Origin of the sequence: Streptomyces sp. NPDC050211, assembly GCF_040656035.1 — a bacterium.
GTDB lineage: Bacteria > Actinomycetota > Actinomycetes > Streptomycetales > Streptomycetaceae > Streptomyces.
On the sequence record NZ_JBFALC010000066.1, the window covers coordinates 1 to 22,466 of the forward strand.

19 protein-coding genes and 2 pseudogenes are annotated in these 22,466 nt (G+C 70.6%); 5 read left to right on the forward strand and 16 right to left on the reverse strand.

Features of this window, described 5'->3' with window-relative positions:
- Positions 1-1,262 precede the first annotated feature (1,262 nt).
- A complete protein-coding gene (locus AB0I98_RS40515) occupies positions 1,263-3,827 on the forward strand; it encodes a DUF4157 domain-containing protein (protein ID WP_362950735.1) in 2,565 nt (854 codons plus the stop codon).
- 138 nt (positions 3,828-3,965) lie between these two features.
- On the opposite strand, the gene AB0I98_RS40520 is transcribed toward AB0I98_RS40515, so the two are convergent.
- The 3 genes from AB0I98_RS40520 to AB0I98_RS40530 all read right to left on the reverse strand — a co-directional run bounded on the left by AB0I98_RS40520 (position 3,966) and on the right by AB0I98_RS40530 (position 6,449).
- Positions 3,966-4,343, reverse strand: coding sequence for a hypothetical protein (locus AB0I98_RS40520; RefSeq protein WP_362950663.1), 378 nt, complete (start codon positions 4,341-4,343; stop codon positions 3,966-3,968).
- Between the two features lie 326 nt (positions 4,344-4,669).
- Positions 4,670-5,854 carry a GDSL-type esterase/lipase family protein gene (locus AB0I98_RS40525; RefSeq protein WP_362950665.1) on the reverse strand — a complete coding sequence of 395 codons (1,185 nt, stop codon included), beginning with the start codon at positions 5,852-5,854 and terminating at the stop codon, positions 4,670-4,672.
- A 16-nt stretch (positions 5,855-5,870) separates the two neighbouring features.
- A complete protein-coding gene (locus AB0I98_RS40530) occupies positions 5,871-6,449 on the reverse strand; it encodes a TetR/AcrR family transcriptional regulator (RefSeq protein ID WP_362950666.1) in 579 nt (192 codons plus the stop codon).
- Between the two features lie 210 nt (positions 6,450-6,659).
- On the opposite strand from AB0I98_RS40530, the gene AB0I98_RS40535 reads away from it, so the two are divergent.
- Together AB0I98_RS40535 and AB0I98_RS40540 are read left to right on the forward strand one after the other, a co-directional pair.
- A complete protein-coding gene (locus AB0I98_RS40535; protein WP_362950668.1) occupies positions 6,660-7,076 on the forward strand; it encodes a DUF6010 family protein in 417 nt (138 codons plus the stop codon).
- 67 nt (positions 7,077-7,143) lie between these two features.
- Positions 7,144-7,806, forward strand: coding sequence for a lipoprotein (locus AB0I98_RS40540; protein ID WP_362950670.1), 663 nt, complete (start codon positions 7,144-7,146; stop codon positions 7,804-7,806).
- 204 nt (positions 7,807-8,010) lie between these two features.
- Here the strand turns inward: AB0I98_RS40540 and AB0I98_RS40545 are convergent, their stop codons facing one another.
- From AB0I98_RS40545 to AB0I98_RS40560, 4 genes and pseudogenes are all read right to left on the reverse strand, one after another.
- Entirely contained in the window at positions 8,011-8,643 is a 633-nt protein-coding gene (locus AB0I98_RS40545; protein WP_362950671.1) for an SRPBCC family protein, read from the reverse strand.
- Positions 8,636-8,998: a metalloregulator ArsR/SmtB family transcription factor gene (locus tag AB0I98_RS40550; protein ID WP_362950673.1), complete on the reverse strand. Its 363-nt coding sequence runs from the start codon at positions 8,996-8,998 to the stop codon at positions 8,636-8,638. Before AB0I98_RS40550 ends, AB0I98_RS40545 begins: the two co-directional genes overlap by 8 nt.
- 117 nt (positions 8,999-9,115) lie before the next feature.
- Positions 9,116-9,523, reverse strand: a pseudogene (locus AB0I98_RS40555) (alkaline phosphatase family protein); the annotation flags it as partial.
- Between the two features lie 92 nt (positions 9,524-9,615).
- On the reverse strand, positions 9,616-10,512 hold the full coding sequence (locus tag AB0I98_RS40560; protein WP_362950674.1) for a LysR family transcriptional regulator: 897 nt from the start codon (positions 10,510-10,512) through the stop codon (positions 9,616-9,618).
- 104 nt (positions 10,513-10,616) lie between these two features.
- Between AB0I98_RS40560 and AB0I98_RS40565 the strand changes: the two genes are divergently transcribed.
- Positions 10,617-10,967, forward strand: a complete 351-nt coding sequence (locus AB0I98_RS40565) for a DoxX family protein (protein ID WP_362950676.1) — start codon at positions 10,617-10,619, stop codon at positions 10,965-10,967.
- Between the two features lie 171 nt (positions 10,968-11,138).
- Here AB0I98_RS40565 and AB0I98_RS40570 read toward each other — a convergent pair whose 3' ends face one another.
- The 4 genes from AB0I98_RS40570 to AB0I98_RS40585 all read right to left on the reverse strand — a co-directional run bounded on the left by AB0I98_RS40570 (position 11,139) and on the right by AB0I98_RS40585 (position 14,244).
- The gene (locus AB0I98_RS40570; RefSeq protein WP_362950678.1) at positions 11,139-11,585 is read right to left on the reverse strand and encodes a hypothetical protein; all 447 of its coding nucleotides are present in this window, start codon (positions 11,583-11,585) and stop codon (positions 11,139-11,141) included.
- Positions 11,586-11,618: 33 nt separating this feature from the next.
- A complete protein-coding gene (locus AB0I98_RS40575; protein ID WP_362950680.1) occupies positions 11,619-12,071 on the reverse strand; it encodes an SHOCT domain-containing protein in 453 nt (150 codons plus the stop codon).
- Between the two features lie 134 nt (positions 12,072-12,205).
- Complete coding sequence (locus AB0I98_RS40580) at positions 12,206-13,549, reverse strand: hypothetical protein (RefSeq protein WP_362950682.1); 1,344 nt, start codon at positions 13,547-13,549, stop codon at positions 12,206-12,208.
- Between the two features lie 32 nt (positions 13,550-13,581).
- Positions 13,582-14,244, reverse strand: a complete 663-nt coding sequence (locus AB0I98_RS40585; protein WP_362950684.1) for a DUF308 domain-containing protein — start codon at positions 14,242-14,244, stop codon at positions 13,582-13,584.
- A gap of 217 nt (positions 14,245-14,461) precedes the next feature.
- On the opposite strand from AB0I98_RS40585, the gene AB0I98_RS40590 reads away from it, so the two are divergent.
- Positions 14,462-15,871 carry a DUF2252 domain-containing protein gene (locus tag AB0I98_RS40590; RefSeq protein WP_362950686.1) on the forward strand — a complete coding sequence of 470 codons (1,410 nt, stop codon included), beginning with the start codon at positions 14,462-14,464 and terminating at the stop codon, positions 15,869-15,871.
- A gap of 3 nt (positions 15,872-15,874) precedes the next feature.
- Here AB0I98_RS40590 and AB0I98_RS40595 read toward each other — a convergent pair whose 3' ends face one another.
- The 5 genes and pseudogenes from AB0I98_RS40595 to AB0I98_RS40615 form a co-directional block, all read right to left on the reverse strand.
- Positions 15,875-16,072: a hypothetical protein gene (locus AB0I98_RS40595; RefSeq protein ID WP_155056339.1), complete on the reverse strand. Its 198-nt coding sequence runs from the start codon at positions 16,070-16,072 to the stop codon at positions 15,875-15,877.
- A 126-nt stretch (positions 16,073-16,198) separates the two neighbouring features.
- The gene (locus tag AB0I98_RS40600) at positions 16,199-16,714 is read right to left on the reverse strand and encodes a hypothetical protein (RefSeq protein WP_362950688.1); all 516 of its coding nucleotides are present in this window, start codon (positions 16,712-16,714) and stop codon (positions 16,199-16,201) included.
- A gap of 15 nt (positions 16,715-16,729) precedes the next feature.
- The gene (locus AB0I98_RS40605; RefSeq protein ID WP_362950737.1) at positions 16,730-18,346 is read right to left on the reverse strand and encodes an MFS transporter; all 1,617 of its coding nucleotides are present in this window, start codon (positions 18,344-18,346) and stop codon (positions 16,730-16,732) included.
- Positions 18,347-18,493: 147 nt separating this feature from the next.
- A complete protein-coding gene (locus AB0I98_RS40610; protein ID WP_362950689.1) occupies positions 18,494-21,151 on the reverse strand; it encodes a LuxR C-terminal-related transcriptional regulator in 2,658 nt (885 codons plus the stop codon).
- Between the two features lie 110 nt (positions 21,152-21,261).
- Positions 21,262-22,297, reverse strand: a pseudogene (locus AB0I98_RS40615) (trehalase-like domain-containing protein).
- Positions 22,298-22,466: the final 169 nt, after the last annotated feature.

Sequence of the window (22,466 nt, forward strand, 5' to 3'; positions counted from 1 at the left end):
GGCGGATCTCCGCCCAGTCCTCCACGCTGATCACCCATCCTCCCGGCCTGACTCAACGAGTCAGGCCGCCAAGGAGGGCCACAATTCATCCGGTGGAAGTGGTCTCACATTGAGCCGTTGCCGACACCCATCACCTCGGCCACTCGTTGAGGTTGGTGGGGCGAGCCCATTCCGCGGTGACCTCTTGATACGCCCGAGCCTTCGAGCTCCCGCGCAGACGCGGACGCGACGAGCGCCGCACTGTGGCCTCTGTCTGTAGATGGCCATTTGCTCTTGGCGACGGTGGGGCCGTTGAAGCCTGCCCGGCATGCCGGTCGTTCGGGCATGCGCAATGGTATGGATGGCGTTTCTGCTCGGCATCGGAGTGTCCCTTGCGGCAAACGTCTCGGCGGCACCCACACTCGCCTGGAAGCCGGTGCTCGTCGCGGGATGGCCGCCGGTCGCTCTGCTGTTCTCGGTGGAACTTCTCGCACATCGCTCCACCAGTTCGCGACAGGCGACGGGCTGCGTGGCGTGGTGGCGGTACCCCTCATGCTCGGCGCCGGGCCTGCCCATGCGCTCGCCCCGGACTTGCTGCTCAAGCCGGTACTCGTGGAACTCGGCGCCATCACGCGCTGTCGGGAACGCAGGGAGCGCAGCCAGGAGAGGCTTGACGCGCCCCCGACGGAGCGCCCCGCCTGCCGTTCAGCGCCGCTGGTGACCGAAGCGAGCACCGTTCAGGGTGAGGCCGTGCACGGCGGGGTCCACACGACGTTGGGAGTGGGTGCGGACGTGGCGGGCTCGATGACGGCCAAGGGCTCGCCCCCACTCCAACACCGGCGCCGCCGCCATGTTGGCAGCCGGGGGAGATCGTGATCCCCAAAGCACTGACTGCATCGGCGTCACCGTTCTCCTGGTCCTGCTCGACCGCAGCCACCAACGGTGGCTTGTCGAGCAAGACGAGACCGTCTCGGGATGAGGCATGACGTCTGCCCCCCTTCCCGCGTGCCCGGTCATTGCCCGATCGGGCGCCAAAGTCTGCCCCCGCAGCCCTGGTCGTACACCGTCACCCGCATGTATCAAGAAAGGTCGCGACGTTAACCGTGGGGGATGAGTACTCAGTGCGGACGCAGGGCAACGACAGATCGGGCAACCAGAGGAAGCCGGACCGGGGCCCCGCCTCAACGACAGGAGCGTCGGCCGCCACGCAGCGACGGGGCGCGTCATCGCCGCAGGGACTGCTCGCGCTGCAGAGCACGGTGGGTAACGCAGCCGTGGTCCAGATGCTCCACCAGGTCGGCCATCATCGGGCCCACGAGGAGCACCAGCACAGCGACAGTTGCGGCCACCAGAGCACCGCACCCCCCGCCGTACAGCGCTCCGCCGTCCACAACGTCCTGCGCGCCCTCGGCCGGCCCCTGGACGATGCCACCCGCACCGACATGGAATCCCGCCTCGGGGCGGACTTCTCCGACGTCCGCATCCACACCGACGGCGCCGCGAAGGCCTCCGCCGCCGAAGTCGGTGCCCGCGCTTACACCTCGGGCAGCCATGTGGTCGTCGGCGAGGACGGCGCCGACAAGCACACCCTGGCGCACGAGCTGACGCATGTCATCCAGCAGCGGCAAGGGCCGGTCGCTGCCACTGACAACGGTGAGGGTCTGCGGATGTCGGACCCTTCCGACCGGTTCGAGCGGGAGGCGGAGGCCAACGCCCGTCGGGTGATGAGCGGCCCCTCCCCGCAGGGCCGCCTCTCGGGCGCCGACGCGCCCCCAGCGTCGGGCGGTGGGGACTCCGCGTCGTCGCTCCCCGTGCAGCGGGTCTTCCAGGGCGGCCTGAGCGGCTACAACACCCCTCAGGCGATAAGGGAGTTGAAGGAGCAGATCCCGGGGTCGGCGCCGAAGTGGAGTGCGGTCGATGCGGCACGCACCGGCGCGACGCCCTATGACAGCCTCAGCGGCCTCGCGTCGGCACTGGGTCTCCTGCCGCCGCAACAGCCCGGGGCCACGTCGGCTTCGGGGGTTGCTCCGGCGTCCACCACCTCGGCCGCGACCGCCCCGGCCCGCCGCCCGCGGCCGGTGCCCAGGCTCAAACCGGCCGGGCTCACCAGGGCTGGGCAGCAGCCGAGCTCCGCGGCCACCCAGCAGCAGATCCCCCCGGCCTCGGCGCCGGCCCTGGCAGCGCACGCCCCCATCACCGAGCCGCCGGCGCCGGTCGAGGAGCGGGAGAAGGGGGTCGCCGATCAGATCTCGGTGGAGGACTTCGCGGCGAACTCCGCGCAGGCCCGGGACGAACTGGAGAAGGAGCGAGCCGCTCCGCACAAATACCTGCGCCGACGGGCCGCAAGCCAGTTGAACGACGCGGTGTTCCAGCAGATGGCCGGATCTGTGAAGATCACCAACAAGAACAAAGTCATGCCGCACCTCATCGACCAGCTCTACAGCTGCCTGGAGTGGACCGGCCGCGCACCCATCGCGGTCTTCACCCATGAGGCCCAGGGCAAGGGCGACCTGATGCTCGGCGTCAAGACCGCCGACGCCCTGCGCGAGAACTTCCCGCGGACCGATGCGAACCAGAACGACATCGCACTGCTGACCGCCGAGGCAGCGCACAAGAAACAGCCGGGCGTCTTCGAGGGCTCCGGCCACCCATTCACGGTGCTCGACGGCGCCACCCCCATCGCTCCACCACTCACTCGCGGCAAGGGCCCCACCCACGCGGTCGTCGCTCCGCAGCTGGCCGCTACCAAGAACTTCCAGAAGAGCGTCAACCAATGGGGCAGCACGGTCTCCGCGATGACCGAGTACTCCAAGAAGGAGTCGCTACCGCCGGACGCCGCCGGGACCGGCTACACCACCGGACTCGGTGAGGGAGAGGTCGGCATCACCTTCGACGCCGGCCTGCGGGCCTACAAGCAGAACCAGGACAGCATTGCGGGCGAGGAGAACAAGCGGGCCGCCCGGCTGGAGAACCTCCAGGCGCTGAAGTCCAAAGATCTCCTGACCGCACTCTTCCCGGAGGACCAGGAGCAGGCGGCGAAGGACTATGCCGCCGCCGCCACTTCCCGGCTGTACTTCGCCTACTCCAACAAGAGCGCGATGCGGTTCGCGCTCACCGTGGCCGAGGTCGAGAGCGGCAAGAACAACGACGTGCACGTCGTCCAGTCCTCGCCCACGCAGATGCCGACGCTCGATGGCACCGTGAAGGACGACCTCGCGGGGCTCGGGGTGGCCAAGGTCCGGCTGGTGGAGGTGTCCTCCCAGAAACCTGCCCCGACGGTCACAGTCCACGAAACCGGCGGCGCCGGCAAGACGATGCACTGGATCATGACCGACCGCGTCCCGCACGACGACATGCTGACGCTGATCAAGGCGAGCGAGCCGATCGTGATGACGACCGGCAACCAGAGCACCTCCGAGGCGCTGTCGGCCGGCAAGACCATCATGTACGAGAGCATCGGCATGGAGCAGAGCAAGGCGTTCCGGCAATCGCTGTACGCCGGCGCCGGGGTCAAGCAGCCGGATATCGACAGCATTGCCGCCGTCAGCGGGGACTACGACCAGCGGGGCACCCCCCGCCCCGGCCAGCCTCAGTTCAAGGCCGCAGCGGCAGCTCTGCAGAACATGCAGCAGGAAGACAAGATGGGGGCCTTCAGCGACAAGGCCTCCGCCACCAAAGATCTCGGCCGCTGGATCGGCGGACAGCACCTGCGCGACTTCCTGATGAAGACCGAGCTCGCCTCCGACCTGCTGAACAGGGAAGAGAAGCTCAAATCGGACTACCGGAAGGCCGATGCCTACAAGAGCTTCGTCGACCACCTCCTCGGACTCCCGCGGAGCGAGTCGTAGCCTTTCTGGCTGGCGGGGCGGTGGCACCAATCGGGTGCCGCCCCGTTCAGTCTCCCGGGCCCTGTTGCCCACTCGGCCGCATCGCACCAGTCCGGCTCCGTCGGTCCTGTGACGCTCGAGCCGCGCAATGTGCTGTCGTCACTCGATCCAACGGGCGGCGGCCTCGTAGGTAGTGGCTGGGGTGCTGTTGAACGCGATGGCCGCATTGGGTGCGTGCCGCCGAACCAGGTTGATTACCTGCTCGAGGAGTTCAACTTGCTCGTCCGAGTGCCGCAGGCCGCCGCCGACGGTGACGCACTCCCACGGATGGGCTTGCAGCGCACTCCCGACGATCGCTTCCACGTCGTCACTTCCATCGAGGCCGATCAGGCAGATCTCGACGCCGACGTCATGTTCGGCGAACTTGGTCAGCCCCGCCTCGATCGCCTTGGCCACCGGCTCGGGATCCCACGGTCCCGGCACCCGATACGGGTCAAGTCCGATGACGAGGACGCGGGGTGAAGCAGTGGCGTCCATCTCTGGACCATACACGTCGAACGACCCGCGAATCAGGACGTGATGTTCAAGCCGCGTGACACGCCGATCCACAGATCTTGACTGTTCCTCGGAGACGGCAGCAGGGCTGCTGCGCGCAGTTGCTGGATGCGGTGCTTGAACGTGTAACGCCCGCCAGTCCATCGCCTCTTGCTCACTCAGCACGCCATCGGCCGAGGGGCTTCGTCGGTTCCGTGTCCTTCCTTGCGCGAGTCCCGTATGAGCCGGTTGAGCATGTCTCGTGGCTCTGCGGAGACACGACGGTCCGATCACACCGGCACGTCGGAGCGCCCGGCCGGCTACCGGTCTCAGGAGCCGTCGTCCGCGAAGGGGCCGTCGGCGGTGAAGGCGCGTGCGGCGAAGCGTTCGCCCATACGGCGGTGGGTGGCGGCGTCCGGGTGGAGTTCGTCGGGGAGCGGCAGTTCGGCGTAGTCGGCCTCGCCGTAGAGTTCGCGGCCGTCGAGGTAGTGCAGGTTCGGGTCGTCCGCCGACCGTTGCGCCACGATGCGGGCCAGCTCCTCGCGGATCACGCGCAGCGTCAGCTTCCCGCTCGCGCGTTCCGCCGGATCGCCCAGGGCCCCGAACCGCAGCCGCCCCTCGCTGATCTCACTGAAGTCGGGGAAGGCGGGGCCCGGCGTGTCCTCGTGGATGGGGCACAGGATGGGCGAGACGACCAGCAGGGGCGCGGTCGGGTGGCCCTCGCGGAGGGTGTCGAGGAAGCCGTGGACCGCGGGACCGAAGGCGCGCAGGCGCATCAGGTCGGCGTTGACCAGGTTGATGCCGATCTTGACGCTGATCAGGTCGGCGGGGGTGTCGCGCATCGTGCGGGCGGTGAACGGGTCGAGCAGGGCGCCGCCCCCCAGGCCCAGGTTGATCAGCTCCACGCCGCCGAGGCCGGCGGCCAGCGCGGGCCAGGTCGTGGTGGGACTGGCCGCGTCGGAACCGTGGCTGATGGAGCTGCCGTGGTGGAGCCACACCCTGCGGCCCGGGTCCCGCGCGGGCTCGACGGGGGCGTCGGTGCGCAGGGCCAGGACTTCGGTGGTCTCGTTGTGCGGCAGCCAGATCTCGACGTCCTTGTCGCGCTCGGGCAGGCCGGTGAAGCGGATGGTTCCGGGTGGGCCGGGCTGTATCTCGGCGGTGCCCGCGGTCATGTCGATGGTCACGGTGTTGCCGCCCGTGACGCTTGCCTGCCCGGCCGGACGGCCGTCGACGATGAGGTCGTACACCCCGTCCGGGCGGGGCGGTGCGCCCACGTAGGCCCGTTTGGTGGGCAGCGTGTCCAGCTCGATCGCGGTGGCGCGGGTACGGAAGACCAGCCGTACGCCGGAGGGCTGGGACTCGGCCATGGCCAGCTGGGCGTCGGTGCTCTGGGCGCGGGCCCACGCGGGCAGCCGGTGCGGCAGTACCCCGTGTTCGGTGCGCTCCACGTCGAGGGCGCCGCGCAGGAGCCCGGCGGTGACGGGGGTGGTGATCCAGTCGTGCTCGGTGTTCATGTCCTCAGCCTGTCGATCAAGGGGTGGGGCGGGCGGGCCAGTTGTGCAGCAGGGTGTCGAGGGCGTCCAGGACCCGCGCCCAGGACTCCTCACTGTCGGGGGCGCTGTGGCTGAAACCGCCCGCGCCTTCGAGGCTCGCGTAGCCGTGGAAGACGCTGCCCAGCAGCCGCACGGCGTGGGTCTCTTCGGGTTCCGCCAGGTCGTAGCCGCGCAGGATCGCCCGTGTCATCCGGGCGTGCCGGACGCCGGCGCTGGCGGCCGCCGTCTCGGGGTCGAGCCTCATCCGGGCGGCCGCGGCCCGGCCGGGGTGCTCGTGGGCGTAGTCGCGGTAGACGTTCGCGAACGCGGTCAGGGCGTCCTTGCCGGCCCGCCCGGCGACCGCGTCGGCGGACAGGTCGGCCAGTTCCTCCAGCGCGAGCAGGGCGATCCGGGTCTTGAGGTCCTGGGAGTTCTTCACATGCGAGTACAGACTCGCGACCTTGACGTCGAACCGACGGGCGAGCTCGGAGACGGTCACCTGATCGAAGCCGACCTCGTCGGCCAGTTCCGCGCCTGCTCGGATCAGGCGTTCTGTTGTCAGCCCCACTCGTGCCATAACCGTCCTCCCGTTCGCCAAAACTCAGTATGCACTTGCCTAATACCTTTAGGCAAATCACCTGACTTCAATGGGCTTCGCTGTGTGGTGGCGGCATCCCGTCGGAAGGTGTCGGTAATCCCCCTGGGGCGCGACCCGGTACGGACCTAGCGTGTGAGCCGTCCCGCCGCGCGGCCGACGTACCGTCAGGTCCCAGGAAAAGGCACACGCATGCACGTCATCGCACCGATCTGCATCGGCGTCCTGTGCGCCCTGCTCATGTCCCTCATCCGCGAACCGCACCGACGCCGCTTCAACGCGGTCATGGTCGCCGGAGCCGGTGCCGCCTACCTCGGTACCGGAGGTCTGGGCGGGTGGGAGTTCGCCTTCACCGCGCTCGTCACCTACGTCGCCTTCCGCGGCCTGGACTCGTGGACGTTCATCGGCATCGGCTGGCTGCTGCACACGGTGTGGGACGTCATCCACCACATCAAGGGCAGCCCCCTGATCCCCTTCCTGCACGATTCGTCGCTGGGGTGCGCCATCTGCGATCCCGTCATCGCGCTGTGGTGCCTGTCCGGCGGGCTGTCACCGCGCGAGTTCCTCCGCCGGGGAAGGCCCGCTGTCGTCCAGGACCAGACCGTGTGACGTCCGCGAGCATCGCCGGCGTGCCTCCGATACAGTGTCCCGCCTGGATCACTGGGGAGGGGTTTCGATGCAGGTCAGGGCGGGGATCGCGGGGCGTGGTGCGGTGCATGTGGCGTTGCTGGCGGGGGTGGTGACGGGGGTGCTGACGGGGTGTTCGCAGGCCGCGCCGGAGGCGCCGGAGGACAAGCGGGCTTCGGCGTCGGCTTCGGCGAGCGCTGAAGGGACGGTTGCCGCCAAGGGTGGCACCATCGGCGCCGAGGGCTCCTCCTGCGAGCTCCCGGTCACCTTCGACATCGCCGAGAAGTGGAAGGCCGAGACCGTGGAGGGCGGTCCTGCCGGGGACATCGCCGACACGCTCCTCCGTCAGGGCCCGGTCGCCCTCACCTGCGAGATCGACGCCAAGCCCGCGGGGAACATCGGCTACCTCCGCGTCTGGACCGGCGAACCGGCCAAGGACGACGCGCGCGCCGTCCTGGAGGCATTCGTCGAGGCCGAGCCTGGCGCGAGCAAGGAGACGTACCGGACGTTCAAGACGGGCGTCCTCGACGGTGTCGAGGTGGAGTACCTCTACACCAGCGAACTCCTGGACGAGACCAAGAAGGAACGCGCCCTCGCCGTCGTCACATCCGACGGACCGGTCGTCGTGCATCTCGGAGGCCTGGACACCGAGGAACACGAGGAGATGCTCCCGGCGTATCAGCTCGCCAAGCGGACCCTGCGCGGCAACTGAGCCCGGCGGCCGGGGCCGCCGCGCCGGGGTGCGGGTGTCAGGACGCCGTGCGGGAACCGAGCGTCGGGGCTGCGGTGCTGCCGTTCTTGATGACGGTGCAGCCGAAGCTCGGGGAGAGTCGACGCCCAGGTCCGCGAAGCGCTGCAGGTTTGCCTGGTAGTCCGACGGCACGGGGTTCCCGGCGGCCGCGGCACCTGGCGACTCCTACGCTGCCGTGTAGGCCGCGATCGTCGCCGCCGTCGTGGAGGCCACGATCTGCGCGTCCGCACCGGAGGCGGCATACGCGGCACCCCACTCCTCGCCCGAGCGCGTCGCGAACTCCTTCCCCTCGGGCGACTTGCTCCAGGCCTCCGCTTCCTCCCTGCCGATCTCGCCGCCCGCCAGATGCCTGGCGAGACCGAGGAGTCCCAGGTCCCAGCCGATCCCCACCGCACCAGGCCCGAACTGGCCCCAGAAGTCGTCCGGCACCACGGCCACATGCTCGAGCTCCAACACCGTACGGTCCTCGCCCTCCGGCGTGAGTCGCACCTCGACCTCGCTGCAGCCGGAGTCAGGCCCGTACAGCCAGCTCACGCGCAGCCGGGTCGGCTCGGTGCACTCGAGGATCTCGCCGCCTGCGTTGCCCTCCAGCTGGTAGCGACCGCCGAGCTTGAACTCGCCACTGACCGGCAGGAACCAGCGGCTGATCCGCTCGGGCGAGGTCACCGCGTTCCACACGTCGGCAATGTCGGCGTCGAAGCTCCGCCGCAGGAGCACCGTCTTCGCCTCGCCCGCCTCGACCTCGCGGACGCCGACCTTACGGTGGCGACGGTTGATCTCGTCGACGATGTCACTCATCCCCGCTCACTCCCCTTCCTTCCTCTCTCAGCCTGCGATCGCGCTTGCCCCGCGCGAGTTCCGTCCCGAGCGCGTCGAGCCGCTGCTCCCAGAACCCCCGGAACCTCTCCAGCCAGGCGTCCACCTCGCGCAGCGGCGCGGCGTCGACGGCGTACAGCCGCCGGGTGCCTTCCGCGCGCACGGACGCGAAGCCGCTCTCCCGCAGGACCCGCAGGTGCTGCGAGACGGCCGGCTGGGAGATCCCGAACTCGTCCCGGATCACGGCACTGATCTCGCCCGACGCCTGCTCACCGGATGCGAGCAGCTCCAATATCCGGCGCCTGACCGGATCCCCAAGGACATCGAAGGCGTGCACAGGAGCGACTATGCCATCGCCGACTTATATAAGGCAAGGCTTAAGTAGAGCGACCGGGGCCGTGAGCAATGCCCACGGCCCCGGTCCGGCTCAGACGTGCGGTCGGCGCCCCCGTTCCTAGTGCGGGAACATCTGGTCCGCGCCCGGCAGCGTCGGCTTCGGCAGGGTCGCCACCTCTTCCTTCGCCTTCTCCAGCTGCTCGGCGGTGTCGTCGGGCAACCGGGGCGGACGGGGGCAGGCATCCGAGAAACGGAACGCTGAGGTGAAGTCGCCGAAGGTGGCGCGTCGCCAGTCGGTGATGTTCGGCTCCTCGACTCCCGTGAAGCGCTCCAGGAACCGTAGCGCCGAGGTGCGGTCGAACGTCTCCGAGGCCACCCAACCACCCACGGTCCAGGGCGAGATGACGATGGCCGGGACGCGGAAGCCGCCGCCGATCGGCAGCCCTTGGACGAACTCGTCCGCCGTGTCCGCGGGTGAGGTCGGCGGGGCCACATGGTCGAACTGGCCGTCGTTCTCGTCGTAGTTGAAAGGGACTGGCCAAGCCGTGACCTGCAATATTGGCTCACTGCCGGGGCGTTGCCCCGCCTTGGGGTGCGGATGGCGGCGCCATGAAGAGGTCAGTCCGCGACGCCGTACTCCAGGCAGCAGTGGACGAAGTCCTGGACGGCCGGATGGGTGTCGTCGGCGGGCGCCCAGGCGACGGCCACCTGGCTGGGGCCGATGCCGCTGACGGGGCGGTAGACGATGCCGGGGCGGGCATAGAAGCGGGCGGCGGATGCGGGGGCGAGGGCTACGCCGTAGCCGTTGGCGATGGCGTTCAGCCAGTCGTCGGGCAGGTCGGTGACGGCGCCGATGCGGACGGGGTGGCCCTGGCGTTCGTCCATGGCCAGCCAGTACTCACGCCACCGGCCGGTCTCGGCCGGTGCGGCGACGAACGGCTCGTCCCACAGGTGCTGGAAGCGGATCTCGTCGTGGGCGGCGAGGGGGTGATCCGCGGGCAGGGCTACCCAGCGCGGTTCGGTGAAGAGCGGCTCCGTGCGGAGTGTGTCCTGGCCCGGGAAGGGAAGCCGTACCAGGGCCACGTCGACCTCTCCGTCGGCGAGGCCGCCGCTCGGGTCGGACCAGGAGGCCTGGCGCATGTCCGCGCGCCAGCCGGGGCGGCGGTGGGAGAACTCCGCGACGATGCGTGGGGTCGCCTCGTTGGCGGCGCTGGCGAGGAAGCCGACGCGCAGCACGCGGTCCGCCCGGCTGGCGGTGCTCTTGGTCTCCCGCGACACCTGGTCCCACACGGCCAGCAGGGCGGGCGTCCGCTCGGCCAGGGCACGGCCCGACGCCGTGAGGGTCATGCCGGTGCGAGAGCGTGTGAACAGCCGTACGCCCAGCTGGGTTTCGAGTTGCTTGATCTGTTTGGTGAGCGCCGGTTGGGAGACATAGAGGCGTTCCGCGGCGCGGGTGAGGGTGCCCTCCTCCGCGACGGCGACGAAGGAGCGCAGCAGCCGGGTGTCCACATCCATTCCGTCAGGTTATAGACGCAGGTATTGGACGTCGCCGTGCGGCGCGACGAGGCTGTTCAGCGAGCCCGGTCGAAGGGAAGGCACCGAAGGGAGGGCGAGACCACATGGTCACCGCCTACGTGTTCATCACCGTCGTCACGATCCTGGCCAACGCCGCGATCGCGGGCGCCGATTTCGCGAGGGCCCGATTCGTGTTGGCGAACTCGGCCGCGGTGGGCGTCCCGCAGTCGTGGCTTCCGTGGCTCGGTGCGCTCAAGGCCGCGGGAGCCACCGGTCTGCTCCTCGGTCTGCTCGGGGTCCCGGGCATCGGGATCGCCGCCGCCACGGGGCTCGTGTTGTTCTTCGTGGGCGCCGTGGCCGCGCATGTCCGGGCCCGCGTGTATGCCACGATCGCGTTTCCGGGCGGCTTCCTGGCGCTGGCCGTCGCGGCGCTCGTGCTGGGTGTCGCACGCTGAGCGCTCCGCGGGAAGTGCAGCGATCGGCCGTCTTTCGGCCGCGGGACCGTTGTGGCTGGTCGCGCAGTTCCCCGCGCCCCTTCGGGGCTGCCGAACCGCAGCGGAGTTGGACACCAGTTGCGAGGGCCCGTTGCAGCGCGGGTCGATCGACCAGCCGGTGTGGCCACGTCGTCAGGTCTGCCGGGGCGATCCCTCGGCCCTTGCAGCGGACCGGTCGTCACGAGACACGCAGAGGGCCCAGATGATGAAGCCGGAGATCGCGATCATCACGACCGACCAGACCGGGTAGTACGGCAGGGAGAGGAAGTTGGCGATGAGGACCAGCCCGGCGATGGCCACGCCCGCGACGCGTGCCCACATCGCGGCCTGGAACAGACCGAAGCCGATGAGGACGGCGACCGCGCCGAGGGCCAGGTGGATCCAGCCCCAGCTGGTGAGGTCGAACTCGAAGACGTAGTCCTGGGTCGTGACGAAGACGTCGTCCTCGGCGATCGCGGCGATGCCTCGCAGGATGTCGAGGACGCCTCCAATCATGAGCATGACGGCTGCGAAGACGGTCAGGCCGCCGGCCCATGCCTGGCCGGCCGTCCGCGGGTGTGCGGGGTGTGTGGCGGTCATCCTGCTGCCTCGATTCCGTGTGGTCCGGCGCGCTCAGCGGCCGGAGGGGGGTGACGGGGGTCCGTAGTCACTCAGAACCAGTTCCTTCGCCCTGCTGAACTCCTCGTCCGTGATGTCACCGCGGGCACGGATCTCCGACAGCTTGGCGAGTTCGTCCGCGCTGGTGGGCCGGTGTTCGCCGGCGCCGGCGGTCTCCCGGACGTACTTGTCGAAGGCCTCCTGCTGCGCACGCGCCTGCGCCACCTCGCGGTGCCCCATGTTCTTGCCGCGGGCGACCACGTAGACGAAGACACCGAGGAAGGGCAGGACGATGCAGAACACCAGCCAGCCGGCCTTGGCCCCGCCGCTCAGGTCGTCGTCACGGAAGATGTCGACGATGACCCGGAAGAGCAGGACGAACCACAGGATCCACAGGAAGACCACGAAGATGGTCCAGAAGGCGCTCAACAGCGGATAGTCGTACGCGAGGTACGTCTGTGCGCTCATGTCTCTCCTCCGTCGAGGGCGCTCCCCCGGAAGCCGTTCTCCGTCCAGGGCGCTCGCCCGGCAGCCGTTCGGTTTTCAGCGTGCCCACGGCAAGGATCAGGTGGCCTCACCCGAAGCGGGTGAGCGTGAGGTCGTCACGGTCCTGCTTCCGCTCGGCCCGGTTCGCCGTCGGCCACGCCGGTCGCAGCGAGCACCTCGATGACGGCCAGCACCACCAGGACCAGGACGAGAACGAGCACCACCACACCGACCGTGGGGTGATTCCAGAGCAGGAGCGCCACGGCGCCCGCCCCGATGACGGCGCCGCCGGTCCACGACCGGTGCGCGTCCAGCCAGCGCCCCGTCGAACCGGTGCGCACCACGGGGGTGCCGCTCAGCGCCCGCCCGGCCGCTGTGGCGCCCCGCCGGGCCAGGCTCCGTACACCGCGGGCCACCCGGCCCGGACCGTACATGTAGGCGGCCAGGGCCGTGATCACGGCGACGACGAGGAGCGTGCGGGCGCTGTCGCGCAGGAAGCGGAGGAAGGTGTCGAAGATCGCCGCGGCGGCGTCGGTCGGCAGCGTCGCCGGAGGGACCGAGTCCAGGTAGACCCGCCGTACGACAGCCAGCGCGACGAGCAGCGCCACCATCATCACGCCGATGCCGACGGCCGTGATCATCAGCATCACGCGGTGGGCGGGAGCGGTCCACACGGCGAGGGCGGCCAGGGCGACGGTCAGCACGGGCAGCCAGGTGCCCATGATGTCCAGCAGGCGCATCGCGTCCTGTGCCTGGCTCAGTTCCTCGGTGTGGAACAGCGTGACGGTGCGGTCGACGTCCGGGATGGCGGCGGCCTTGTCGAAGCCCTGGTCGACCAGCCGCTGCCGTACTTGGTCGACCACGGTGCCGATGTCCAGCTGGACGGTGTCGCCCGTGGCCCGCAGCGCGCCCTCGCGCTCTCCGGTGAGTACGTTCACCACGGCGGCGTGCGCCTCTCGGTTGGAGGTCTCCCAGGCCTGCCGGAACGCGTCGCTGGTGATCACGCGCTCGACGTTGTTGTGCACGACGGTCGTCACGGCGGCGCGCAGCGGACCGGCGAGGTACTGCGACGCCTCCACCACCCGAGGTGGCGCCCCGGCGTCGGCCAGCGTCTTCGACAGCGCGGCGGCCACCGCCTCGACGTCCACCTGAGCGACCACGCGTTTGGTCAGCCGGTCGGTCACGACCTTCTGGACGGCCGGGTCGGATGCCAGCGGGGCGACGGTCTTCACGTACCGACCGGTGTCGGAGACCTCGTCGTCGACCCAGGCCGCGACGACGGCCAGCGGCGCGAGCAGGAGGGTCAGCACGAACAGGACCGCGGCGCCCGCCTTGCGCGCCCGCCGGTGCCGTACGGTCGCGGCCCGGCGCAGCCGCTCGTACTCGGCGCGCTCCTCCGGGCTCAGGGTGTGGCCGGTTCCGCCGGAGTGGGGCGCGTCGGGGGTCTTGTCCGGGGCCATGGATCCTCCCGGGTCCTGTCTCCCCCCGAGGGCTATGGAGTTCCGGCGGAACCACCGGCCACCGGGACGCCCGCCCTGCGCAGTGCGGCCCGCCAGGCGAAGGCGACCGCCGCCTCGGCGAGGCCGAGCAGGACGAGCCAGAGACCGAGCAGCCGGGTCAGCGCACGCGCCGACTCGGACGGCAGGGCCAGCACCACGATCCCCGCGACGATGCCGATCACCGCGACGCCGACGACGAAGCCCCGGTGCGGCAGGTCTCGGGCGGCGATGGCCGTGTGGAGGGTGAGGATGCCGGACACCAGCCAGACGACCCCGACGATCAGCGAGAGCGCGGCGATGGTCTGCAGCGGGTTCCTCAGGCAGAGCACTCCCGCCAGGACGTACAGCAGGGCGTGGAGTAGCCGGGTCACGCGTTCGCCCGGCTCTTCGCGGGCGAAGGCCTCGACGAACCGGAAGGCCGCCATCACGAGCAGATACAGGCCGATCAGGACCGCCAGGACGTGCAGGGTTTCGTCCGGCCAGACCAGGATCAGGATGCCCGGCACGACCGTGGCGATCGCCGAGCCGAGGGGCCACGTCCAGGAGCGTCCGAGCGCCGCGAGCGCTTCCGCGGGGTCACCCGTCGGTCCGGGGACCGCCCCGCCCGGTATGTGCTCCGGTCCGGGGCGCGGTGCCGGACCACGCGGCACGGTCATGGCTCCTCCTCGCGTGATCGGGCGGATCGCTCCCGGACCGCCGGCGGGGCGGCGTACGGAGACCTCACCGGCCAGCGTCCCGCCCTGCGCAGGCGGCCGGGTCACCCGCGGCGGGTGATCCGGGCACACCACCGGGGCGATGAGGTGGGTGGGAGGGACGTACGCGCGACGATGCCCGGACGGCCGGCGGCGGGCTGCTCCTCCCGGAGGTAGAGCCATGACCACATCCAGCGACTTCACGGCCTCCCTGTCCCCCGCCGACAGAGCGGCGTACGGCAGGAACGCGCGCAAGCGCGCCCCTCGTTCGCGCCAGGAGTGGTTCGAGACGGGACCGGAGTGCCCCGACCCGATCGAGGTGATCGAGCGCCAATCGGCCGCGCGTGTGCCGGAGTTGGTCCCGATCCGGTACGGCCGCATGCTCGAGTCCCCGTTCCGCTTCTATCGGGGAGCGGCAGCGATCATGGCGGCGGACCTCGGCCCTCTCCCGAACAGCGGGCTGACGGTCCAACTCTGCGGCGACGCGCACCTGCTGAACTTCCGGCTGCTGGCCTCGCCCGAGCGCCGTCTCGTGTTCGACATCAACGACTTCGACGAGACCCTGCCCGGGCCCTTCGAGTGGGACGTCAAACGGCTGGCGGCCAGCTTCGCGATCGCCGGCCGGGCCAACGGATTCTCGGTCGGGGAGCAGGACGAAGCGGTCCTGACCTGCGTGCGCGCCTATCGGCAGCGCATCCGGGAGTTCGCCGGTATGCGCACCCTGGACATCTGGTATGCGCAGGACGACGCCGACCGGATGGGGGAGCTGATGGCGGAGTCGATGAGCAAGCAGGCCCGGCGCCGCACCGCCGAGGCGACCGCACGAGCCCGTACCCGCACCTACCTCCAAGCCGTCGGCAAACTCACCCGGATCACCGAGGAGGGCCGCCGGATCGCACCGGACCCGCCGCTGATCACCCCGCTCCAGGACCTGTTGACCGACCCCTCGGACGACGCGCAGGAGAAGGAACTCCAGGGCCTCCTGGAGGACTACGCGCACACCCTGTCGTCCGAGCGCCGGCACCTGCTGCGCCACTACCGCCTGGTCGACATGGCCCGGAAGGTGGTGGGCGTCGGCAGTGTCGGCACGCGGTGCTGGGTCCTGCTCCTGCTCGGCCGGGACGACGACGATCCCTTGCTGCTGCAGGCCAAAGAGGCGCAGGAGTCGGTGCTCGCCGCCCACACGGGCGGTGCCGCCTACGACAACCAGGGCCGCCGCGTGGTGACCGGACAGCGGCTGATCCAGACGACCAGCGACATCTTCCTGGGCTGGACGCACGTCGTGGGCCTCGACGGGCGCGGCCGGGACTTCTACGTACGGCAGCTGCGGGACTGGAAGGGCATCGCGCGACCGGAGACCATGGACCCCTATCTGCTGCGCCAGTTCGGGCAGTTGTGCGGAGGCAGCCTTGCGCGGGCCCACGCCCGCTCCGGTGACCCCGTCGCCATCGCCGCCTACCTCGGCGGGAGCGACCGCTTCGACCGCGCCCTCACCGGATTCGCCCAGGCCTACGCCGACCGGAACGAGCGCGACTTCGAGGCGCTCGGCGCCGCGGCCCGCTCCGGGCGGGTGCGTACGCAGAGCCTGTGAGGGTCACTCCGGCAGCTGGCGCATCTCCACGACCCGCAGCCCCAGCGACTGGCAGCGGGCCAGCAGACCGTACAACTGCGCCTCGTCGACGACGGGACCGAACAGGACGGTCTGACCGGACATCACCACATGGTCCAGCTCCGGAAAGGCCTTGGCCAGCGTCTCCGACACATGTCCTTCGACGCGGATCTCGTAGCGCATGAGCTGCCCTCCCGCGGAGGCCTGGGATGGGCGGAGTCCGTCCTCACCTGCGATCCTCCGCGTCATCGCGACGCCCGCCCTCACCCGGCGCAGGTGAAGTGCCGGCTTCGCCGCGGCCGGGTTCGATCAGTGGGTCAGGTAGATCTTGAACGAGATGATCAGCAGACCGAGCAGCAGATTCACCGAGGCGGTGGTGGCCATCAGACGACGAGAGGCATCGGCCCGTCGCGCCGCAGCCACCGACCAGCCCACCTGCCCGGCGACGGCCACGGAGACCGCCAGCCAGAGTGCACCGGGAACATCGAGGCCGAGCAGAGGGCTGACGGCCACAGCGGTGGCGGGCGGGACGACCGCGTTGACGATCGGCCACTCCTCACGGCACACGTCCAGCACGGTACGGCGGTCCAGTCGCCGCTGTGCCAGACGCGCGCCGAAGAGCTGGGCATGCACGTGCGCGATCCAGAACGCCACCCCCGTGAGCAACAGCAGCAGCACCAGTTCCACGCGGGGAAAGTGGTCCAGGGTGCCGCCGGCCCCGACGACCACAGAGGCGGCGAGCATCGAGCCGTAGACGCCGCCGGTGTAGTCGGCGCGGGCCCGGCGCCCGGCACTGCTGTGCGCGACATGCCCGGTCCTGGACATCGCGGCCTCCTCGAGTCAGCGGGGCGGGCTCGTCGCGTCGGCCGGTGTCGCCTTCCCCGCCTGCGCGGGCCGGGTCGGGAGATGCGGCGTGACGAGGAAGCTCGCGAGGGTGATTCCCCCGGTGGCGAGGATCGCCGCTTTCAGGCCGTCGAGTTGAGCCGACGCGTAGGACTCCACGAGGGCGTCCACCTCGGGCGGCGGCAGCCCGGCGCGTTCGGCCGCCGAACGCGCCTGCTCGGTGGGGACGAAGGAGATGCCGGCATTGAGGGCGATGCCGGTCTGCCGCCGTGCCTCCTCCGACAGCCGTGGGTCGTTCTCCACCTGCGCGGTGAAGGCGTGTGCCAGGGCTCCGATGAGCAGCGATCCGATGAGCGCGGTGCCCAGCGCGGAGCCCAGCTGCTGGGCCGTGAACTGCAGTCCGCCGGCCTCGCTGCGTTCCTCCTCGCCGACGCTGGACTGAACGACATTGCCCAGCTGCGAGGCGAGCAGACCCATCCCCACGCCGAGCAGAGCCATCGCCCCGGCGAACTGCGCGTCGTCGATGACCGGATCGATGGTGGCCAGCAGCCACACGATGGCCGCGGCGAGGGTCACCAGGGCCAGCCGGACCACCCGGCGCGGTCCCGCCAGCCGCCCCAGCCGGGCGGCGATCAGGGAGGCCGCGAGCATGGTGGCGGACACCGGCAGTAGCCGCAGACCCGTCTCGAAGGCGTCGAATCCCTGAACCACCTGCAGATACAGCGGGATGGCGAAGAACAGTCCCAGCAGGATGAGGTTCTGGCTCAGCAACGACATCAGACCGGCCCGCAGTGCGGGCTTGTGCAGCAGAGCCAGATGCACCAGCGGCTCGGTGCCGTGCGCCTCGCGTCGCCGCTCCCAGTGGGCGAGGACGGCGAGTACGGCCGCTCCGGCGCCGATGACGAACAGCGTCGGCGCGAATCCCAGCACGGTGAAGGGCGGGTTGCGTGGCTGCACCCATCCCCAGGAGCTGCTCTGCAGCACACCGAATACACCCAGCGCCAGCCCGGCCGCCGACAGTGCGGCGCCGACCCCGTCCAGCCGGGTACGCGGGCCGGTCCGGGGCGCTTGTGTGATCACCCGGTGGCAGCACAGCATGGCCGCGACGACGACGACCTCGCCGGCGAAGACCAGCCGCCAGGTGAGATACGTCGTCACCCAGCCGCCGAGCAGCGGGCCGACCGCGATCCCCGCGCCGGCCAGTCCCCCGATGACGCCGTAGGCCACGGCCCGGTCCCTGCCTCGGTAGGACTCGGCGACGAGGGCCGCCATGGCGGGCAGCACCATCGCAGCGCCCAGTCCTTCGATGACCGACCAGCCCAGCGCGAGCACCCACAGGGTGGGCGCGACGGCGGTCAGGGCCGATCCGGTGCCGTAGACGACGAGCCCCAGGAGAAACAGGCGACGTCGTCCGAGGATGTCTCCGAGCCTGCCGCCGGTGATCATGAACGCCGCCATGACCAGTGCGTACAGCGTGATGACGGCCTGGATGGCGGTGACCTCGGTGTCGAAGTCCTCGACCAGCTGGCTGATGGAGACGTTCATGACGGAGGTGTCCAGGACCATCAGGAACTGGGCGGTACCCAGGACGATCAGAGGCCGCCAGTGGGTCACGGTGTCTCCCTCGCCGAGTCGGCCCGGGATGCCGGCGGAATCGGCCGGGCAGCGGCCGGCCTGGGCCTGCCGCCGCTTCCATGCCATCCGAACCGACCGCCGGGCGCCTCACCCGTCACGGGCGAGCCGCTCCTCACCGAGGTGCGGTCACAGCAGCCGCAACTCGCGGGCCCGGCGGACCGCGTCATTGCGCCGGTTCACCGCGAGTTTGCGGTAGACGCTCTTGAGGTGCGTCTTCACGGTGTTCACCGACACGTACAGATCAGCGGCGATGTCCTCGGTCGACATCATATGGGCCAGCCGTTGCAGGACATCGCGCTCGCGTCCGCTCAGCTCCTCCACGACCGGTGCCCACGGCTGCGCCTGGGCGGGTGAGGGGCCCGGGGTCAGCCAGCCGGCGCCCAGCCCGCGCAGGGGTTCCGTGCTCAGCAGGGGCCGCAGCCAGGGGCCGGCTTCGAGGAAGGGACGCCGCAGCTGCTCGCGCCGGGCCTCGAGGAGAGCCTGGCCGACGTGTCTGCGCGCGGTGGCGGAGTCCCCTGCCGCATCGGCGGCCCGCGCCCTCACGAGCGCCGCCCGGACGGTCACCGCGGGGCCGACGCCCTCGGGGTGCGCACCGTCGAGCAGATCCATCGCTATGTCCGCTCGCCCCGCGGCGAGTTGGGCCCGCGCGGCCCCGACGACGCACGCCGGGTGGCCGTCGGGCACCGCCTGCAGGATCCTGGCGGCGGCTTCCGGTCGGCCTTCGGCCAGGTGTACGGCTGAGGCGACGAGAGCCGTCTGGCCCTCCGCCCAGGGTGAGACGACATCCGCCGGGACTGCCGGTTCCGCCGCTTCCAGAGCGGCCTGTGTGTGGCCGCGGGCCAGCAGCAGCCGCGCTGTGGCGATCGCCCGGCCCGCCTCGGTCACCGGGTCCCGCAGCGCCGGGGGCGAGTCGGCCGCGGCGTCGAGGAGGGACTGGGCCTGCGTGAGCTCGTTGCGGTCCACGGCCACCGCGGCAAGGACCATCCGATCGATACCGGAGCCGGACGGCGGGTCCCGGCTGAGCCGCTCCGTCTCGTTCATCGCCGCCAGGGCCTTGCGCTCCGCCCTGCCGGGCCAGCCGTTCAGGTAGTCGATCAACGCCAGGTGCCCCAGGGACTCCTCGCGCGGGAGGGCCGTGGCCGCTCCACCGGCCGTGTCGGCCACCGTGGCCAGGGCGGCTCGTGCGTCCTCGAAGCGCCCGGCCCACAGCCGTGCCGAGCCCAGATGGGTCTGCATGAGCGCGTTGAGCTCGGGATGCTTGTCCAGAAGGTGCGCGGGAACCTCCTTGCGCAGCTGCCGGGCCGCTTCCGCGGCCTGCTCCGCACGTCCCGGCGATCCGGTCAGCCGGGCCGCCAGGACTTCCAGTAGCGCGCAGCTCAGCTGGGCCGCCGCAGCTCCGGGCGCGTCCGCGGCCAGGCTCTCCTCGGCGTGGTGCAGATGGGGCAAGCCACGGTCGAGGTCGCTCCGGGACAGCTCACGGGCCGCGCGGACCAGGCTTGTGGCGGGGCTCTCGGCCTCGGGGCCCATCCGGGAAATCAGCTCGGCCAGGTCGGTGGAACGCAGGCCCGTGAAGAGCTGACCGATCGCGAGATCCTCGACCAGGGCACCGGCGGTGAACTCCCAGTCGCCGGCGGCCGCGCCGTGCGCGAGCATCTCCGAGAGGAACCCGGAGTGGCGCAGCCACCGTGCCGCCCGCCGGTGGAGTTCGGGCTCCAGTCCGGGAGCACGCACCCGCAGGTGTGCGTGCAGGATCTCCCCGAACAGCGGGTGGAGCCGGTACCAGGCGTGCCCCAGGTGCTCGACGAACGCGTTCGCGCGGTGCAGCCCGGCCAGCAGCGGCTCGGCATCGGTGCGCCCCGTCAGTGCGTTCGCCAGATCGGGGCAGAAGCGCTCCATGACGCTCACCCGCAGCAGCAGGTCCTGCGTCTGGGCGCTCTGCCGCTTGAGCACCTCCGCCAGCAGGAAGTCGGCCACCGTGCTGCGGTCCGCTTCGAACTCCTTCAGGTAGAGCTCGGGGTCCGGGCTGTCGAGCGCGGCCAGGACGCACAGGCGCAGGCCGGCGGCCCATCCGCGGGTGCGCTCGACGAGCGCGTGCACCGCGGTGACGCCGAGGCGCAACCCGTGCCGGGCCACCAGCGTCGCCGCTTCCTCGGGAGTGAAGGCGAGCTCCGCTCCCCTGATCTCCGTCATGGCGCCGACGGTCCGGTAGCGGTGCAGGGGCAGCAGCGGTTCGGTGCGGGTGACCAGGATCAGACGCAGGCCCGCACCCGCGTGGTGCAGGACGAATTCCAGTTGATCGGCGATCTCCGGTGCGGACACACGGTCGTACTCGTCGAGCACGACGATCACAGGACGATCGCGGGTGCTCAGATCGGCGGCAAGTCGGGCGAGCAGCGTGTGGTCCACGCGGTGCGTGTCCGAGGGACGCCCGACCGACGCGGGCACCGGTGTGCCAGAGGCGTGCAGGGCCTGCATCAGATACGCCCAGAACATCCCGGGCCCCTGGTCCGCCGCGTCGGTGGTGAGCCAGGCGACAGGCCGGTCCAGCCCCGCGGCCCAGTCGGCGACCAGCAGCGTCTTGCCCGCGCCGGCGGCTCCGTTGACCATCGTCAACGGCGTCAGGAGAGCCTGGTCGAGGTGCTGGACCAGCCTGTCCCGCCGGAGAAAGGTGGCAGGCCGCGTGGGCACGGCGAAACTCGCGGGCAGGAAGGGGTCTCCCAGGGGATCGGCGCACGGACTGGTCGGTCCCGCCCCCTTGTCCTCGGTGCCGGACACATCGGTCACCCCCACGGTCCGTCAGGTCATGGGCAGCGCTCTTCTCCTCAGGATCCCAGTGTTTCTCAGCATGCGCGCGCTGTCCCTCAGGCCCCTTGCGCCACAGGTCCCGCGCCGACTCAGCGGACGGCGTCCATGTGGTGGTCGAGCGAAAGGGCGGCCGTGATCAGTGCCAGGTGGGTGAAGGCCTGCGGGAAGTTTCCGAGCTGCTCCCCGGTCGGGCCGATCTCCTCGGCGAACAGGCCGGCGTGGTTGGCGTAGGTCAGCATCTTGTCGAAGGCGTATCTGGCCGGCCCGAGTTGTCCGGACTGCGCGAGGGCGTCGACGTACAGGAAGCTGCAGAGCGAGAAGGTGCCCTCGCTGCCCCGCAGGCCGTCCGGGGACGCCTCCGGGTCGTAGCGGTAGACCAGGCTGTCGGACACGAGTTCCCGCTCCATCGCCTCCAGGGTGGACAGCCAGCGCGGGTCCCTGGGCGAGATGAATCCGACGGACGGCATGAGCAGCAAGGAGGCATCCAGGGTGGTGTCCTCGTACTGCTGGACGAAGGCCATCCGGCAGCGTCAGTGGCGGCGGGGGTGTGTCGTCGAGGTCCCCGACGGTCAGTACGACCGCTGCCAACTCGTCTTGTCCCAGGGACACTTCGCCGTGGACGTCATCGCCCTCCCGGCTCCAGGCCACCGGGCCTGCGGTCTGCAGCGCGGCCCGGCCCGCGGCCGAGTCGAAGCGGATCACGTCCTCCGCCAGGTCGAGGCGGTGCCCGGCACGGCCGTAATCGAAGCGTGGGTGGCATTCCAACGAGAAGCGGACCCGGCCACGGGTCACCCGCAGGATTCTGACCAGCCGATGCCGGCGTGCCGGCTGCTCGGGCTGCTCCACGGGCATGAAGTCGATCACCTCGCCGACGCCCTGCTCCGTGAGGAAGCGGGTCACCAGCAGCGCGGTGTCCTGCAAGTACAGCTGAACGGGGGGCCGGTTGCTGTCTGCGCAGACGGCGAAGTGCCCGCCGCGGTCGTGGTCGAGGAGGGAGGCGAACACGCTGGGAGAGTCGAACCTGGGCGCGCACAGCCAGTCGACAGTTCCGTCGGAGGCGACCAGCGCGGCGGTCTGCAGGTCTCCGATCAGCCCGTGGTCCGCGATCGGCGGATAGCGTCGCATGACCAGTGCTCCTTTCCGGCCGACGCGCCCCGGGCGTCGGCGTCCCGGCACGGTCTCGCGTCTGTGTATCTCACAACTTCGTCGTGCCGGACGGCGACGGCCTCCCCCGTCGCGGGTGAGATCAGGCGCCGATATCGGTCGGCACGGCGTCGATCTGGCTCGTGGTGGC